The sequence below is a fragment of the Sphingopyxis bauzanensis genome, assembly GCF_002205675.1.
Lineage (GTDB): Bacteria > Pseudomonadota > Alphaproteobacteria > Sphingomonadales > Sphingomonadaceae > Sphingopyxis > Sphingopyxis bauzanensis.
Genome location: NZ_NISK01000003.1, coordinates 240,853 through 256,520 on the forward strand (window position 1 = coordinate 240,853; position 15,668 = coordinate 256,520).

16 protein-coding genes and 1 tRNA gene are annotated in these 15,668 nt (G+C 62.9%); 8 read left to right on the plus strand and 9 right to left on the minus strand.

Annotated elements, in window-relative coordinates:
- Window positions 1-27: 27 nt before the first annotated feature.
- The gene (locus CDQ92_RS12500; RefSeq protein ID WP_088442234.1) at window positions 28-492 is read right to left on the minus strand and encodes a DUF11 domain-containing protein; all 465 of its coding nucleotides are present in this window, start codon (window positions 490-492) and stop codon (window positions 28-30) included.
- Window positions 493-503: 11 nt separating this feature from the next.
- Window positions 504-1,418: a DUF11 domain-containing protein gene (locus CDQ92_RS12505; RefSeq protein WP_229667084.1), complete on the minus strand. Its 915-nt coding sequence runs from the start codon at window positions 1,416-1,418 to the stop codon at window positions 504-506.
- A 283-nt stretch (window positions 1,419-1,701) separates the two neighbouring features.
- On the opposite strand from CDQ92_RS12505, the gene CDQ92_RS12510 reads away from it, so the two are divergent.
- Complete coding sequence (locus CDQ92_RS12510) at window positions 1,702-2,898, plus strand: AI-2E family transporter (protein ID WP_229667086.1); 1,197 nt, start codon at window positions 1,702-1,704, stop codon at window positions 2,896-2,898.
- Between the two features lie 43 nt (window positions 2,899-2,941).
- A tRNA-Asp gene (locus CDQ92_RS12515) sits at window positions 2,942-3,018 on the plus strand.
- 79 nt (window positions 3,019-3,097) lie between these two features.
- Here the strand turns inward: CDQ92_RS12515 and CDQ92_RS12520 are convergent.
- From CDQ92_RS12520 to CDQ92_RS12535, 4 genes are all read right to left on the minus strand, one after another.
- The gene (locus CDQ92_RS12520; protein ID WP_088441740.1) at window positions 3,098-3,334 is read right to left on the minus strand and encodes a DUF2842 domain-containing protein; all 237 of its coding nucleotides are present in this window, start codon (window positions 3,332-3,334) and stop codon (window positions 3,098-3,100) included.
- Window positions 3,331-3,924, minus strand: coding sequence for a 5-formyltetrahydrofolate cyclo-ligase (locus CDQ92_RS12525; RefSeq protein ID WP_088441741.1), 594 nt, complete (start codon window positions 3,922-3,924; stop codon window positions 3,331-3,333). The genes CDQ92_RS12520 and CDQ92_RS12525 overlap by 4 nt, the downstream gene beginning before the upstream one ends.
- Before the next feature lie 231 nt (window positions 3,925-4,155).
- Complete coding sequence (locus tag CDQ92_RS12530) at window positions 4,156-4,599, minus strand: cell division protein ZapA (RefSeq protein WP_088441742.1); 444 nt, start codon at window positions 4,597-4,599, stop codon at window positions 4,156-4,158.
- Entirely contained in the window at window positions 4,592-4,798 is a 207-nt protein-coding gene (locus CDQ92_RS12535) for a hypothetical protein (protein WP_088441743.1), read from the minus strand. Before CDQ92_RS12535 ends, CDQ92_RS12530 begins: the two co-directional genes overlap by 8 nt.
- 168 nt (window positions 4,799-4,966) lie before the next feature.
- Between CDQ92_RS12535 and tkt the strand changes: the two genes are divergently transcribed.
- From tkt to CDQ92_RS12560, 5 genes are all read left to right on the plus strand, one after another.
- Window positions 4,967-6,934, plus strand: a complete 1,968-nt coding sequence (tkt, locus tag CDQ92_RS12540) for a transketolase (protein ID WP_088441744.1) — start codon at window positions 4,967-4,969, stop codon at window positions 6,932-6,934.
- Between the two features lie 36 nt (window positions 6,935-6,970).
- Window positions 6,971-7,978: a type I glyceraldehyde-3-phosphate dehydrogenase gene (gene gap, locus CDQ92_RS12545; protein ID WP_088441745.1), complete on the plus strand. Its 1,008-nt coding sequence runs from the start codon at window positions 6,971-6,973 to the stop codon at window positions 7,976-7,978.
- Between the two features lie 18 nt (window positions 7,979-7,996).
- Window positions 7,997-9,193, plus strand: a complete 1,197-nt coding sequence (locus tag CDQ92_RS12550; RefSeq protein ID WP_088441746.1) for a phosphoglycerate kinase — start codon at window positions 7,997-7,999, stop codon at window positions 9,191-9,193.
- Window positions 9,194-9,293: 100 nt separating this feature from the next.
- Entirely contained in the window at window positions 9,294-10,163 is an 870-nt protein-coding gene (locus CDQ92_RS12555) for a fructose bisphosphate aldolase (RefSeq protein WP_188682262.1), read from the plus strand.
- Between the two features lie 18 nt (window positions 10,164-10,181).
- Window positions 10,182-10,838: an O-methyltransferase gene (locus tag CDQ92_RS12560; RefSeq protein ID WP_088441748.1), complete on the plus strand. Its 657-nt coding sequence runs from the start codon at window positions 10,182-10,184 to the stop codon at window positions 10,836-10,838.
- Between the two features lie 19 nt (window positions 10,839-10,857).
- Here the strand turns inward: CDQ92_RS12560 and CDQ92_RS12565 are convergent, their stop codons facing one another.
- The 3 genes from CDQ92_RS12565 to CDQ92_RS12575 form a co-directional block, all read right to left on the minus strand.
- Entirely contained in the window at window positions 10,858-12,495 is a 1,638-nt protein-coding gene (locus CDQ92_RS12565; protein WP_229667087.1) for a recombinase family protein, read from the minus strand.
- 73 nt (window positions 12,496-12,568) lie between these two features.
- Window positions 12,569-12,775 carry a hypothetical protein gene (locus CDQ92_RS12570; RefSeq protein ID WP_037555234.1) on the minus strand — a complete coding sequence of 69 codons (207 nt, stop codon included), beginning with the start codon at window positions 12,773-12,775 and terminating at the stop codon, window positions 12,569-12,571.
- Window positions 12,772-12,999, minus strand: coding sequence for a helix-turn-helix transcriptional regulator (locus CDQ92_RS12575; RefSeq protein WP_037555235.1), 228 nt, complete (start codon window positions 12,997-12,999; stop codon window positions 12,772-12,774). Before CDQ92_RS12575 ends, CDQ92_RS12570 begins: the two co-directional genes overlap by 4 nt.
- A gap of 618 nt (window positions 13,000-13,617) precedes the next feature.
- Between CDQ92_RS12575 and CDQ92_RS12580 the strand changes: the two genes are divergently transcribed.
- Window positions 13,618-15,666 (plus strand): ATP-dependent nuclease, encoded by a 2,049-nt coding sequence (locus CDQ92_RS12580; protein WP_052182206.1) that lies wholly within the window; start codon window positions 13,618-13,620, stop codon window positions 15,664-15,666.
- Window positions 15,667-15,668 lie beyond the last annotated feature (2 nt).

Below are 15,668 nucleotides of genomic sequence, written 5' to 3' on the forward strand. Positions count from 1 at the left end.
CAATCTGTAAGCGGTTATTTTAATTCGCTATTTTACGACTCCTCGAAACATCAGCTTGCCGCTGCCGCCCGCCGGGATCGGTTTTTGAAAGGCCCAGCGGATGTGCGTCACGTCGCCCGGCTGCGCCGCGCGGCGCGTGCCGTCGGACATCGCCACCGTCAGTTGATCGAGTTGTCCCCAGCCGCGGCCGCCATCGATTGAGACAAGCGGCCGTGTGTCGCCGGCGTCGGCAAAGCTGACTGCCGCAGGGAGGGGGTTGGTGATGACGAACTTGTCCGCGGGCTGGGCACCGGCATTGCGATAGTTGAGCACGAAGACGAGCCGGTCGCCGGGAACGACGACCTTGGGTTCTTCGAGCAAGATCCGCTGCTTACCCTGGGCATCGGTGGACACGCGCTCGACGAACACGTCGTTGGCGAGCGCCACCTGGTTGGCGGCGAGAGCCTGTGTCGGCAACAGCGCCGCGAGAAACAGGAAAAGGGCCGTGCGCATACGCATCTCCATCAATCGATCGTGGTTTGGAAGGTGACGGTGCGGGTCTGACCGCCGGCGACGGTGCCGAGCGCGACGTTGATCCGCGTGCCGTTGTAATCGCCCGCATCCGCATCGACCGCGTCGGACTGCGGGGCGCCACCAAGCGTGATCGATCCGGGAACATAGCTGGTGTCCGCCGGGATGTTATCGGTGATCGCGAGGCCGTTGACTGACCCGCTGCCCGCGACGGTGGCCACGATCGTGTAAGTGATTGTCGCACCCGGGATCGGATCGGCGGTGCCGAGCGGATTAGTTATGACGGCCGATTTGACGAGGGTTACGGTGGCCGCCGAGACGATAAAGGCACCGGCATCGGTGCCATCGGCACCGGTCGAGCCGACAACTGCGTCGCCGCCGCCTTCGCCTTGACCCGCGAAGCTGGCTCCCGGTGCGCCGGTGCCGGTGACGGCTGCTGCGACTAGGCTAACGATCCCGCGGTTGCCATCAACGACGGTCCCTGGCGTGGTCGCAACGACAAAGACCGTCACGCTTTCGTCGGGATCGAGTTCGGGATCGTTCGCGCCCGGCGTGTAGAGCGTGTCGGTACCCGCGTCGAACACGCCGTCGCCATTGTCGATATAGATTTGGGCGACGACCGGGTCGTAATTGTCACCGCCAGCGTTGGCGATCGTGCTCAGCACGAAATTTTCGACGCCGTTGCCGTTGTTGGTGACCGAGAAGGTCAATACCTGTCCGGTTGCACCGGGGGTCGTCGGGACATCGGCTGGATTGCTCGAATCGACGGTAACGTCGAGCAGTTCATCGACGAGCAGATCGACCTGGTTCGAATCGATCGTCGTCGTACCGGCGCCGGTGTCGAAACTGGCCGAGGCGGTGTTGCTGATCGTCGAACCGGCGCGTGTACCGGCGGCTTGAGCCTGCATCGGCAGCGCAAGCGCGGCCAACAGGGCGAATATTGAACAAGAGGGTGGAAGCCGATGCTTCGCGCCCCCCACAGGCGCTGTCGTCATCACTTTAACTCCGAAAAGGTTGGTCCTTGGAGCCCTCAGTCGACGAAAAAGGGTAATTTCAGGTTAAAAAGCAGCGAGAAAGACGGGTTATGACCCAGACGGGGACAGAATGGAGGCTCGGTGCGTCGCAAAACGGGGCGCTGGCGCTAAATGCAAACGGTGCGTAAGAAGAGGCGGTTAACGCAGGAGAACAGGGGTGGCGGACGATCGGGGGAGCAAAGGCACGCGCCCGCGTTCCAATCCGCTGCATCAAATCGAGATCGACGATTTTCGCCGCGACCGGCTGCTCGCGGCGCTGACGTTGATATTCGGCGCGAGCTTTTGCCTCGGGTTGCCCTTTGCATTGCAGGCGGGCGCCGAATTCTTTCTGCCGCTGACTGCCGCGATCGTGATTGCGATCGCGCTCGTACCGTTGCTTGAGTGGCTCGAACGGCGCGGGGTGCCATCCGCGCTTGCGGCTTTCCTGTCGCTGGCGATGTTCCTGATGCTCATCAACGCCGCGCTGGCGATCATTGTCGTCCCGGCAACGGGCTGGTTCGCCCGCCTGCCCGATTCCATCCCACGGATCCAGAGCAACCTGGCGCCGCTGATCGATTTCTATTCGACGCTGCAAGGCTTTGTTGAGCGGACGCTGCTGTCGGTGGCGAGCGGGAGCGAGGCGACGGCGCTGGCGGTCGCGGCGACCGCGCCGACATCTGTCGTCGACTATTTCATCTCGGCGGCGCCATCGGCAGCGATCCAGCTGTTCTTTGCCGTGCTGGTGATCTTTTTTTTCCTTTCGGGCTGGACGCGGCTCCGCAAGGGAACGATCCGGCGCCGCGGCAGCTTCGATGGCGCGATGCAGACCGCGCGGGTGATCCAGAATGTGGTCGATGCCACCGCGGACTATCTCGCGACGATCACGATGATCAACGCGATCCTCGGGCTGTCAGTCGCGTTGCTCTTATGGGCGCTCGGGATGCCGTCGCCGTTCATGTGGGGCGGCATCGTGTCGCTGTGCAATTTCGTGCCCTATGTCGGGCCGATTGTCGCGGCGATCCTGCTTGGACTTGGCGGGTTGATGACATTCGACGCGGTCGGGCTGGCCTTGCTGCCCGCGTTGTTGTTCATCGGGGTCCACACGGTTGAGGCCAATCTGATCACGCCGCTGGTGCTGGGCAAACGGTTGACGATCAATCCGTTGCTGATTCTGGTCTCGCTCAGCTTCTGGGGCTGGGTGTGGGGTGCGCCAGGGGCGCTGCTCGCGGTACCGCTGCTGCTGATTTTGCAGACGGTGTTGCAATCGACCGGGACACCCGATCTGGCGGGATTCCTGTTCGAACGCGGGACGTTGACGACGGTCGACGAGATGCGCGATCGATTAAATCGAAGCGAAGCCGAAAGCGACGGTTGACAGGTCGGGGCGAGCGCCATATTGGCGCTGCTCCCAAGCACACGCGGGTGTAGCTCAGTTGGTTAGAGTGCCGGCCTGTCACGCCGGAGGTCGCGGGTTCGAGCCCCGTCACTCGCGCCATTCCTTGTCTTTAGGGACGGAATGGCGGCCGCGGCTTGGGATTATCCAGCACTGGAAATTGGGGACTTGGCGTCGCTCTTCAGCGGCGCCAAGTCCCCAATTCCATCCAGCGCAGCAGCGGCTTCAGCGGCAAGATCCAGACGATCCCCGCGACCAGATAGAAAATTCCTTGCACCAGCACCGGCCAAACGCCGACCCACGGCGACAGGCTGACGATGATCGCGGTCCATGCGGCGATCAGCATCAGGATCAGCAGCATCCCAACCGGTTTGCGCCAGCTCGGCTGTGGATTGTCCTGGGCGGGGTCTTGGCTCACAAACGGTCTCCACACAGGATGAATTCTTGTTCGGTCAATATGGCATCGAGCGCCATATCGGTCGATTCGCGCGGCGTCGCGTCGATTTCCTGCACCGACCAGCCCACGCCGATCCGCAACGCGGAGGGGTGCGCGGCGAAATAGCGATCATAATGGCCGCCGCCCTGACCGATGCGGCCACCTTGACGGTCGAATCCCACGAGGGGGCAAAAGATGACGTCGGGAGCAACTGCGGTTGCGTCGTCCGCGGGCTGCTGGGTGCTCCATGGTCCCTTTGTCAGCGTTTCGCCGGTCCGCCAGCGCCGAAAGTCCATCCTATCGATGCGCGCGGTGTGATGGGGCAAAGCGAGCGCCCCCGCCACGGCGAGGTCGGCGAACATTGGCAATATGTCGGGCTCATCGCCCCACGCAACATACGCGCCGACAACGGAATGATCGGCCAAAAGCTCGGTCAGCGGCGCGGGCAGCGCGCGAAATGCTGCCAGCTGCGCCATCCCGTCGAGATTGGCAGCAAAATGCTTACGCCGAAAACGCAGTCTCTCGCGCAATTTTCGTTTTTGCTGGGCCAGATCAGCGGACAAGTGGGTCATCGCCTCCTGTGCGGGTTTAGACCCGGGCGCTGGGGTGGGTTGGCGGGACCGCCGAGGTCGTTTGCTGGAAAGTCCTCTGACGCCAGTAACGTCAGGTGGGAACCATATACGTCGGACCAGGGTCCGGGCAGGGACAGCTCCCTAGGATGATGTATCGCCTCAGGGATTTTCGCAAAAGCTCGTGCCGGGCAGTACCCGCCGCCTCCTATGTAGGGGGGCGGGTGGCTGCGCTCAAGAGATTTGCTCGACTTTCGTTGCCAGCGCCTCGATCCGGTCGGCGATCTGGAGCAGCGCGCGGTCGTTTGCGGGCTTGGGTGCCGACGGCGCGACCGCGGTGGAGCGTGCCACCTCCAGTTCCTTGAGCGCCGCCTGTTCGCGGACGACCGCGGCGCGCAATTCGTCGCGCGCCGCCGCCTCGCGGCTTTCGGCGAGCGCGACGGCGGCGCGCAGCGAATCGGACTGCGGTTCGGCCTTGTCGACCTTGCCCTTGGCTTCCTGCGCATCGTCGGCGAGCATCAAAGCCGCGAACAGCAGCTGGCGAACCTCGGTCCCCCCCTGAATTCCGCGCGCTTTTTCATCGACGACGGCGGCAAGCTGGAGCAGCTGCGCTTCCTCGCCGTCGGCGCAGTGGACGTCATAGGGACGTCCAGCGATCATCAATTTGACATCAGCCACGATCCGCCTCCGCAATCAGTCGGTCCAGTTCGCCAATTACCGCCGCAACTTCGGCTTTCAGCGCCGACTGGTCGGTCGCAGGGGCAGCAATGGCGGGTGGAGACCGCTTAGGCTGGTCGGCCAGCGCCTTTTCGATGCGGCTCAGCGCGCGTTCGATACGGCCAATGGCCAGGCTGGATTCGTCGAGGTCGAGTTCCATGAGCGAAGGGTAGCAGCGCGGGGGAGGGGGTGCAATTGCCCTGTCGGTCCAAAATGCGCCGATTTTCGGTTCGCAGCGGTTGACTCCTGACCCCGCCGCCGCAAAGGGCTGTGCGCATCCAGTCGGGACGTAGCGTCCGGCGCCTGCCCAGCCATTTCCGGGGGACCAATGACACTGCCCGAACGTCAGCTCGCCAATGCTATCCGCGCGCTTGCGATGGATGCCGTCCAGGCCGCAAACAGCGGCCATCCGGGGATGCCGATGGGCATGGCCGACGTCGCAACGGTGCTCTATTCGGATTATCTGAAATTCGATCCGACCGACCCGAAATGGGCCGATCGCGACCGATTCGTCCTGTCGGCGGGGCATGGCTCGATGCTCGCTTATGCGACGCTGCACCTCGCGGGCTATGCGCGCCCGACGATCGACGACATCCGCAATTTCCGCCAGCTGCACAGCCCGTGCGCGGGTCATCCCGAGAATTTCGAGCTGGACGGCGTCGAAACGACGACCGGGCCGCTGGGGCAGGGGCTGGCGACGGCGGTCGGCATGGCGATCGCCGAACGGCATCTGAACGCGCTCTATGGCGACGATCTGGTCGATCACCGCACGTGGGTGGTCGCGGGCGACGGCTGCCTGATGGAGGGCATCAACCACGAAGCGATTGGTCTGGCGGGGCATTTGCAGCTCGGCCGGATGACCGTGCTGTGGGACGACAACAAGATCACGATCGACGGATCGACCGAGCTGTCGACGAGCGAGGATATTGCGGCGCGTTATGCGGCGACCGGCTGGCACGTCGAAAACTGCGACGGCCATGATCCCGCCGACATTCGCCGCGCCATCGATGCCGCGCTCGCCGATCCGCGCCCGTCACTGATCGCGTGCCGGACAATCATCGGGTTCGGGGCGCCGAACAAGCAGGGTACGTCGGCGACGCACGGCGCTCCGCTGGGTGCCGACGAGATCGCCGCGGCGCGCAAGGAGCTTGGTTGGACGGCCGAACCTTTCGTCATTCCGGCGGATATTGCTTCGACGTGGGCGGCGTTCGGAGAGAAGGGCAAAAGTCTTCACTCGGAATGGAATAATCGCCTCGCAAATAGCGAAAAGAAAAAAGAATTTACCGATCGTCTGAGCGGTAAAATCATTCCGGGCGATACCTTCAAAGCCTATCTTGACGGCCTCGTCGCCGAACCGCCGAAGGTCGCGACGCGCAAGGCTTCGGAGAACACACTTGGCGCGTTGACCGCCGATATCTCGGCGCTCGTTGGCGGCAGCGCCGACTTGACTGGTTCAAACAACACCAAAACATCGTCCACCAAGCCGCTGACTAAAGACGATTATTCGGGGCGCTATATCTATTACGGCATCCGCGAATTCGGCATGGCCGCGGCGATGAACGGCATGGCGCTGCACGGTGGTGTCGTGCCTTATGGCGGCACCTTTCTGGTCTTCGCCGATTATTGCCGCGCGGCGATCCGCCTGTCCGCGCTCCAGCAGCAACGCGTCGTCTACGTGATGACGCACGACAGCATCGGCCTTGGCGAAGATGGCCCGACGCACCAGCCGATCGAGCACCTGCAATCTTTGCGCGCGATGCCGAATCTGCTGGTGCTGCGCCCTGCCGATGCGGTCGAAACCGCCGAGTGCTGGGCGCTGGCGCTCGCGCAGGAAAGCCGACCTTCGCTGCTGGCGCTGACCCGTCAGAACCTCCCGCCGCTGCGTCACGACGTCACCGAAAATCTTTGTTTGAAAGGCGGTTACCGCCTTCGCGCTGCCTCGGCAGCGCGAAAGGTCGTCCTCGTCGCCACCGGGTCCGAAGTGTCGCTGGCAATCGACATTGCCGACAAGCTGGAGGCCGCGGGCCACGGCGCCGATGTCGTGTCGATGGTGTCGACCGCGTTGTTCGACGAGCAGTCCGGGGCCTATCAGGCCGACATGCTGCCTAGCGACGTCCTGACCGTCTCGATCGAGGCCGGCACGACCTTTGGCTGGGAACGCTATACCGGCCGCGACGGCCTGCGGTTCGGCATCGACAGCTTTGGCGCCTCGGCGCCGATCGACGATCTCTACGCGCATTTCGGCCTCACGGTTGATGCGATCACCCCTAAGATTTTGGCAAAGCTCGGCAATTAAGGACCGGCTGGCCCCACGCAGAAAGGATTTTTCGACATGGCAGTAAAGGTTGCAATCAACGGTTTCGGACGCATCGGGCGCAACGTAGCGCGCGCCATTCTGGAGCGTACCGACCATGATCTTGTACTGGTGTCGATCAACGACCTGGGCGATGCCAAGGCGAATGCGCGTCTTTTCCGCAATGACTCGGTTCACGGCGCCTTCAACGGCAGCGTCGAGGTCGATGGCAATGACCTGATCGTCAACGGCAAGCGCATCCAGGTGACCGCCGAACGCGACCCCGCCGCGTTGCCGCATGCCGCCAACGGCATCGACATCGTGATGGAATGCACCGGCTTTTTCACCAACAAGGCCGGTGGTCAGAAGCATCTCGACGCCGGCGCCAAGCGCGTGCTGATCTCGGCGCCCGCCAAGGAGGTTGACCTGACCGTCGTGTTCGGCGTCAACGACGACAAGATCACCGCCGATCACCTGATCATCTCGAACGCGTCGTGCACCACCAACTGCCTCGCACCCTTTGCCAAGGTGCTGCATGAAGCGATCGGGATCGAGCGCGGCCTGATGACCACGATCCACGCTTACACCAACGACCAGAAGATCCTCGATCAGATCCATGATGATCCGCGCCGCGCCCGCGCCGCCGCGATGTCGATGATCCCTACTTCGACCGGTGCGGCGGTCGCCGTTGGCCTGGTCCTGCCCGAACTTAAGGGCAAGCTCGACGGGTCGTCGATACGCGTCCCGACCCCCAATGTGTCGGTCGTCGACCTGACCTTCACGCCGCTGCGCGAGACCACCAAGGAAGAAGTCAACGCGGTCCTGAAGGAGGCGGCCGAAGGTCCGCTAAAGGGCGTCCTTGCTTATACCGACGAGCCGCTGGTTTCGATCGACTTCAACCATGATGCGGCCAGCTCGACCATCGACAGCCTGGAAACCGCAGTGATCGACGGCAAGCTGGTGCGCGTGCTGAGCTGGTACGACAATGAATGGGGCTTCTCGAACCGCATGATCGACACCGCGGGCGTGATCGCCAAATTCCTCTAAAGCCCAAAGGAAACGTCGATGACCGCGTTCAAGACCCTCGATGATATCGGCGACGTCACCGGCAAGCGCGTGCTCGTGCGCGTCGACCTGAACGTCCCGATGAACGATGGCGCGGTCGGCGACCGGACGCGGATCGAGGCGGCGATGCCCACGATCCGTGAACTGGCTGCCAAGGGCGCGATTGTCCTGTTGCTCGCGCATTTCGGGCGGCCGAAGGGCGCGAAGAACCCGACACAGTCGCTCAGCCTCGTCATGGGCGGGGTCGAGGATGTGCTGGGTCATTCGGTCATGTTCATCCCTGAATGTATCGGTGAAGGTGCGAAAGCTGGGATCGCGGTGCTCGCTGCGGGCGATGTTGCGGTGCTGGAAAACACGCGCTTCTATCCGGGCGAGGAAACCAACGATCCGGCCTTTGCGGATGCGCTGGCCGAGATCGGCGATCTTTACGTCAACGACGCCTTTTCGGCGGCGCACCGCGCGCATGGTTCGACCGAGGGCATCGCGCGGCGGCTGCCTGCCTATGCCGGTCGCGCGATGGAAGCCGAGCTGAAAGCGCTCGACGCCGCGTTGGGCAATCCGGCGCATCCGGTCGCCGCGGTCGTCGGCGGCGCGAAAGTATCGAGCAAAATTGGCGTGCTGCGCCATCTGGTGACCAAGGTCGATCATCTGATCATTGGCGGCGGCATGGCGAACACCTTCCTCGCGGCGCGCGGGGTCGATGTCGGCAAGTCGCTGTGCGAACATGAGCTGGTCGATACCGCTAATGCGATCTTCGACGCCGCCGATGCTGCGGGCTGCACCATCCACCTGCCGTATGACGTTGTGGTGGCAAAGCAGTTCGCACCCAATCCGCCGACGCGCACCGTCAATGTGCATGAGGTCGCCGCCGACGAGATGATCCTCGATGTTGGCCCGGCCGCGACCGAGGCACTCGCCGATGTCCTCAAGAATTGCCGCACTCTGGTCTGGAACGGCCCGCTCGGCGCGTTCGAGACGCCGCCGTTCGATACTGCCACCGTTGCCCTGGCCAAAACCGCCGCGGCGCTGACGCGAGAAGGATCGCTGATCTCGGTCGCCGGGGGCGGAGATACCGTCGCCGCGCTCAATCACGCTGGGGTCGCGAAAGATTTCACCTTCGTTTCGACTGCTGGCGGCGCCTTCCTCGAATGGATGGAAGGCAAGCCGCTGCCGGGCGTGGATGCGCTGAAAGCCTGAGTTTCCGCGTATATTTGCATCCCGATCGCGGGATCGCTATGCGCGCCGCCACATACGTATGCAAATCATCGGAGACGTTATGACCACCGCCAATGCTGCCATGCTCGACCAGATCAAATCGGGGCAGGGTTTTATCGCCGCGCTCGACCAGAGCGGCGGTTCGACGCCGAAGGCGCTCAAGGGTTATGGCATCGAAGCCGACGCCTTTTCGAACGACGAAGAGATGTTCGGCCTGATCCACGCGATGCGCAGCCGCATCGTTACTGCACCGTGCTTCAACGGTGAGAAGGTGATCGGCGCGATCCTGTTCGAGCGCACGATGGATGGCGATGCCGATGGCAAGCCAGTGCCGGCGCTGCTCTGGGAACGCGGCGTTGTCCCGTTTCTGAAGGTCGATAAGGGGCTGGAGGACGAAGTTAATGGCGTTCAGTTGATGAAGGCCAATCCCGATCTCGACGCCTTGTGCGCGCGTGCCGTCGCCAAGAGCGTGTTCGGCACCAAGATGCGCAGCGTCGTCAATCTTGCCAATCCGGCCGGCGTCAAGGCGATCGTCGAACAGCAGTTCGCCGAAGCGAAGCGCATTGCGGCGCACGGGCTGGTGCCGATCATCGAACCCGAAGTGAACATCAAGAGCGCCGAACGCGATGCAGCAGACCGCTTGCTGCTGGACGAAACGCTCGCCGCGCTCGATGCATGGGAGGGCGCGCCGGTGATGCTCAAACTGTCGCTGCCGACCGAGGCCGGGCTGTTCCAGCCGCTGCTTGATCATTCGAAAGTGCTGCGCGTCGTCGCGCTGTCGGGCGGCTTTGCCCGCCTCGAAGCCTGCGCCGAACTGGCCAAGAACCCCGGGATCATCGCGAGCTTCAGCCGCGCCTTGCTGGAAGACCTGCGCCACCAGATGAGCGACGACGAGTTCGACAAATCGCTCGGCGGCGCGATCAACGAAATTCACGCGGCCTCCGTGGCCTGAAGTGATGGGGCGCCTAGAATGATTGGGGGGTGGCAAGCCGTCGACGACTATATCGCCGCCAAATTGCTCGGCGATGACGACGTGCTTGCCACCCCCCTCGCCAACAATGCCGCGCATGGCCTGCCGCCGATCGATGTGTCGGCGGCGCAGGGCAAGATGCTGTTCCTGCTGGCACAGATCGCCGGGGCCAAACGCATTCTCGAAATCGGAACGCTTGGCGGCTATTCGACGATCTGGCTGGCGCGCGCGCTGCCCGACGATGGTCGGCTGGTGACGCTGGAACTCGAACCGCACCACGCGGCGGTGGCGCGAGCAAACCTTGAGCGCGCAGGCGTGTTGACCAAGGTCGATATTCGGGTCGGTCCAGCGGTCGATAGCCTGGCCGCGATGACCGACGACGCGCCGTTCGATTTTGTTTTCATCGACGCCGACAAGCAGAGCAATTCGCATTATGTGCGCGAGGCGATCCGGCTCGGGCGTCCCGGCACGACGATTGTTGTCGACAATGTTGTGCGCGAAGGTGGGGTGCTGGAGGTCGATAGCGACGACGAGAAGATCGTCGGCACCCGCGCGCTGTTCGACATGCTGAGCGCCGAGCCGCGGCTCGACGCGACCGCGGTGCAGACGGTCGGGGCGAAGAAGTGGGACGGGTTTATATTGGCGCGCGTTCGCTGAGCGGACGTTTCATGTTCGGTCATCCCGGCGAACCCGAGGACACCTTTGTTATAACTCGGCGGTGACCGGGCTGCGGGTTGTCGTTCACAAAGTCAAGGATACCCGTGAGCGACCCATGGAGAGTGGCATGGACCTCCCCGCGCCTGTCGCCGGGATAAAGGACGATCTTGCCGACAAGCGAGCGTATATCGGATGAAGCATCGAGCAGCGTGTCGGGATCGCCAAGCGTCTCGGTGAGCCTCGCAACCTTGCGCTTATAGATTTCCGCAATGCCGGGATGCACGTCGGGAACGTCCTGCGGCGCTTCCGCGAGCCGCGCGCTGATCTCGACCCGCTCGCGTTCGAGTTCGGCCATGCGTGCCTTCATGGAGGGCTGATACAGCCCGTCCTCGATCGCGGCCATGATGCCCGCAACCGCCTTGTCGACCTTCGCGAGCGCCCGCCGGTCGGCGTTGGCCTGTATCCGTCGCTCGCGGTTCTCGCGATTAATATGCGCAGCATAAGCCGCGACAGCAGCTTCGATCTTGTCAGCCGACACCAGCCGCTCGGCGATACCGGCAAGCGCACGGCGTTCGATTTCTTCACGCCGGATGGTCCGGCCGTTGGAACAGTTACGGCTGCGATGATGGCCGACACAGCCATAGCGATCACCGACGACGACAGCATAGGTTCCGCCACAAGTGCCGCATTCGAGCAGCCCGGAGAGCAGATAGGCTGGACGGCGCAGCCCTTGCGCGCTCCTCGACTGCGCCGCTTCCTTGACCAATGCGTAGCGCTCGGCAAGCATCTGCTGTTGGCGCTTGACCGCTTCCCAGAGCGCATCGCTGACGATGCGAAGCTCGGGAACCGCATTCCTGATCCATTCGGATTCAGGATTGAGCCGGGTGACCTCCTTGCCGGTGTTCGGGTCTTTCACACTATGCTTGTGGTTCCAGACGCGCACACCGACATATAGCTCGTTGTTGAGGATGCCGGTTCCCCGGCGCACATCGCCGCGGATGCTCGTGTCGCGCCACGGCTTTCCTGCCGGGCCTGCGATGCCTTCGGCATTGAGGTCGCAGGCGATGGCGCGTGGGCTCCTGCCCGCCGCGAACTCGCGTAAGATGCGTTCGACAATCAGCGCCTGGGCCGGATCGATCTCGCGTTCGCCACGCACCAGCTCGCCTTCGCAGTTCAGCCGCCGGACCATGCGATACCCATAGCCGACCGCTCCGGCAGAGAAGCCCTTCTCGACACGCCCGCGCAGACCGCGATGCGTCTTCTTTGCGAGGTCTTTCAGGAACAGCGCGTTCATCGTGCCCTTGAGCCCGACATGCAGCTCGGAGATTTCGCCTTCGGCAAGCGTGATGAGCGGCACGCGTGCGAACTGCAAATGCTTGTAGAAGGTCGCGACATCGGCCTGGTCGCGCGACACCCGGTCGAGCGCTTCGGCGAGCACGATGTCGAACTTCCCCGCCTGCGCATCGGCGAGCAGCTTCTGGACACCGGGTCGCAGGATCATGCTCGCGCCCGAGATGGCGGCATCCTCGAAACTCCCGACAATCTGCCATCCTTCGCGTTCAGCGCGCTCGCGGCAGATGCGCTGCTGGTCAGCGATCGACGCGGCATTTTGTTGGTCGGAGGAATAGCGGGCATAGAGCGCGGCGCGGATCATCATGTCTTCCTTTCATGTGGCGGGACAAAGCCCCGCACAGCCGGTTAAGACAGTGTCCTGTGCGAACACCCTATGGTCAATGCTTTGGCGCCTTCGGGTTTTTCGGTGCGACGTCATTGTCGTTGGCGGCTTTTCGGGCATTGATGTGCTCGCGCGCGATGTGTCGTCCGATCGCCTCTGCGATGCGCGTCAGGGCCGCGTCAACGGCGGCAGGAGCAAGTGCGGAAGAGTTGTCATTCGCGGCCGTGAGCGGCCGCGAACGCGGCGCTTCGTCCTTTTTCATACCGGCCCATCACCGATGGGCCGATTGTCATTCTCGGCGCGGTAGCCGGGCGGATCGGCGATCCACCGATTGATGGCCGACTCCCGCCACCCGGCACCGTGGACGCTGATACGCACCTGCTCCGGGAAGGTGCCTTCGGCGATTTTGCGGTAGAGGGTGGACCGGGACAGTCCGGTGCGATTGAGAACGGTCGGTAGGCGGATGATCCTATCGGAGACGGGCATGGCAATTACTCCATCGGCTGGCTTCGGTTGGGCTCCCCTGGGTATAGAATTGGCGATCCGAACTAATCGCGCAAGAGTGCCAAAAATGGTGCCAACTGCCCTGTCGTGTCCTGTCGTTTCTTGTCGTTTCTTGTCGTTGCCCAGCGTGCGATATTTGGGCCGAAATTAATTTCCCATGCTGTCCCAGCGAAGACGTTTGGTGCCAAGATTGGCACCCTCCCGAGTAGCCCTAGACTGAAAGGGCCGATTCGACTCGGCCCTGTCTGTTGCGTGAAGCAATCTATTTTCGAGCAGAGATCGGCAGGTTTGCGCCTAAGCCTGCCGTTCCGGACGTATTCGCGCCAGACCCGAAAGCGGTCATTTGTCTTCTCGTTGACGAGTGGCGGCCTTGCCCTCACACTGCTCTTCTCGAGCCGCTTTAGAGCCGTGTTAGCAAGCCGATCTATTGCGCGTTGCGATGGCGCGTGAGCGGGACAATCGGCCACCAGTGGAGAGGACCGAGCTTTTCAATAACTTGAGCGGGGCCCAAGAAGTTCAGGACCATTTTGGCAGGACTGCTGCGCAGTCGGTTTCTCTCACCACTTCCTTTTGCTAGCCTGCTTTGCTGAGGGGTGAGCCGTGTACATTTCAGAGATAAAGATCGAGAATTTTCGGCCATTCGGCGCTGCGGAAAAGGCGTTCGTTTTGCCGCTAAACCCTGGCCTTACCGCGCTAATTGGCGAAAACGATGCGGGCAAGACCGCGGTCGTCGACGCGCTGCGGCTGGTATTGGGGACGCGCGATCATGACTTACTGCGCCTCGACCCGGTTGACTTTCACCAGGCCGCACCCGAGGCCGACCGCGCCGAGCAAATTTTGATCCGTCTGACATTCCGCGGGCTCACTGTTGCCGATCGCGGTGCCTTCGCAGAATATCTCACCTATGAGGGCGAGGGCGCGGCGGCCGAGACGGCGCTCATCGTCACCTGGATAGCCAAGCGCAATAGCAAGGAAGGAAGCTCGCGCCGGGTGCTGCCCCCCGAATGGCGCACCGGCGCCAAGGGCGACGGCCCTCTGCTCGATTTTGGGGCGCGCTCGCTGCTCACCGCGACATATTTAAGGCCGCTGCGCGATGCCGAGCGTGCCATGAGCGCGGGCCGGGGCTCGCGGCTTTCGCAGATCCTTCAGCATACGAAGGAAATTCGCGAGACGGGCGAAGCGTTTGACCGTGACGCCAACCCGCCCGTCGACCCTGCAGCGCTCAGTGTCCTGGGGCTAGGCGACTATTCGAGCCATTTGTTCGGCGAAAACGCGGGGATCAAACAAGCACGCAAGCGGCTCAACGAAGACTATCTCGCGCCGCTCTCATTTGCGAATGACCTGCTGCTCGCGCGGATAGGGATCGCCGGCGGACAAGAAGATAATCTGCGACTTCGCCAGCTCCTCGAAAAGTTCGAACTTGCCTTGACGGCCTCCGCCGACGCCGACAGCGCGCACAGCCGCGGTCTTGGATCGAACAACCTTTTGTTCATGGCCTGCGAATTACTGTTGCTCGCTGCCGAGAGCGATGGCTTTCCGTTGCTGCTGATCGAGGAGCCTGAGGCGCATCTTCATCCGCAACGACAACTTCGCCTGATGTCCTTTCTTCAACAGCAGGCCGAAAAGCAGCGCGCGGATGGACAGCGAATCCAGATCATCGTGACGACCCATAGCCCGAACCTCGCTTCCGACCTCCGCCTCGACAATCTTGTGCTCATCGAAGGCGCGCGCGCCTTTCCGCTGGGGCATGGCAAGACCAAACTCAGCAAGTCCGACTATCGCTTTCTCGAACGCTTCCTCGACGTGACCAAGGCGAACCTGTTCTTTGCACGCGCGGTGCTGATCGTGGAAGGCGATGCCGAGACGATTCTGCTCCCGGTGATCGCAAAGTTGCTCGACCGCGACCTCCACCGGCATGGAGTTTCGCTCGTCAATGTGGGAGGCGTCGGCCTCGGCCGTTACGCGCGCATCTTCATGCGGTCTGACCCCGAAACGGACGGGGTAATCAACATCCCTGTCGCCTGCGTTACCGACATGGACGTGATGCCCGACATGGCGCCGTGGATCATCGGCAAGCTCGAGCCGGGCCTGCCCGTGCCCACCATACCACCTTCCCGCCGGCAATGGCGACGCAAGGCCGATTTTCCGGGCGCCGGACTGGACGTGCGCCGCACAGCGCGCCGCGAAAAAGCCTCGGAACAGCGCGTTGAAACTTTCGTCTCCGACGAGTGGACGCTCGAATATGATCTCGCCTTCCACGGCCTCGGCAAGTTGGTGTGGCGTGCGGCGGCGCTGGCGCTCGCCGACGACCAATTGAATGCCGGCACCGCGGTGAAGGCCGATGTGATCGGCGCGGCTGATGCCGCCTACGGTGCGCTCGCGGGAGCCGGGCACGATCAACCGACGCTCAGCTCGCATATTTACGCTCAATTCGAGGTCGAAAAAGCGTCGAAGGCGATTGCCGCGCAATATCTTGCCGAGATACTCGAGGACGCGTTCAAGGCCGGCGCTCTGAATGCGGGCGCGCTGCGCGCGCTGCTGCCGCCCTATGCCGTGGCGGCGATCGCGCATGTCACCGTGCCATTCGACGACGCCGGCGGCGCGGCTGCCGCAGGCGGGGTCCCTGCCGACCCGATCGCGGCGGGCTGAAC

Coding starts and splice junctions, on each gene's coding strand:
- CDQ92_RS12525 (WP_088441741.1), bottom strand. CDS start 3,924: ATGACCCACTTGTCCGCTGATCTGGCCCAGCAAAAACGAAAATTGCGC.
- CDQ92_RS12505 (WP_229667084.1), bottom strand. CDS start 1,418: ATGCAGGCTCAAGCCGCCGGTACACGCGCCGGTTCGACGATCAGCAAC.
- CDQ92_RS12550 (WP_088441746.1), top strand. CDS start 7,997: ATGACCGCGTTCAAGACCCTCGATGATATCGGCGACGTCACCGGCAAG.
- CDQ92_RS12560 (WP_088441748.1), top strand. CDS start 10,182: ATGATTGGGGGGTGGCAAGCCGTCGACGACTATATCGCCGCCAAATTG.
- CDQ92_RS12535 (WP_088441743.1), bottom strand. CDS start 4,798: ATGGAACTCGACCTCGACGAATCCAGCCTGGCCATTGGCCGTATCGAA.
- tkt (WP_088441744.1), top strand. CDS start 4,967: ATGACACTGCCCGAACGTCAGCTCGCCAATGCTATCCGCGCGCTTGCG.
- CDQ92_RS12500 (WP_088442234.1), bottom strand. CDS start 492: ATGCGCACGGCCCTTTTCCTGTTTCTCGCGGCGCTGTTGCCGACACAG.
- CDQ92_RS12570 (WP_037555234.1), bottom strand. CDS start 12,775: ATGAAAAAGGACGAAGCGCCGCGTTCGCGGCCGCTCACGGCCGCGAAT.
- CDQ92_RS12555 (WP_188682262.1), top strand. CDS start 9,294: ATGCTCGACCAGATCAAATCGGGGCAGGGTTTTATCGCCGCGCTCGAC.
- gap (WP_088441745.1), top strand. CDS start 6,971: ATGGCAGTAAAGGTTGCAATCAACGGTTTCGGACGCATCGGGCGCAAC.
- CDQ92_RS12565 (WP_229667087.1), bottom strand. CDS start 12,495: ATGATGATCCGCGCCGCGCTCTATGCCCGCTATTCCTCCGACCAACAA.
- CDQ92_RS12575 (WP_037555235.1), bottom strand. CDS start 12,999: ATGCCCGTCTCCGATAGGATCATCCGCCTACCGACCGTTCTCAATCGC.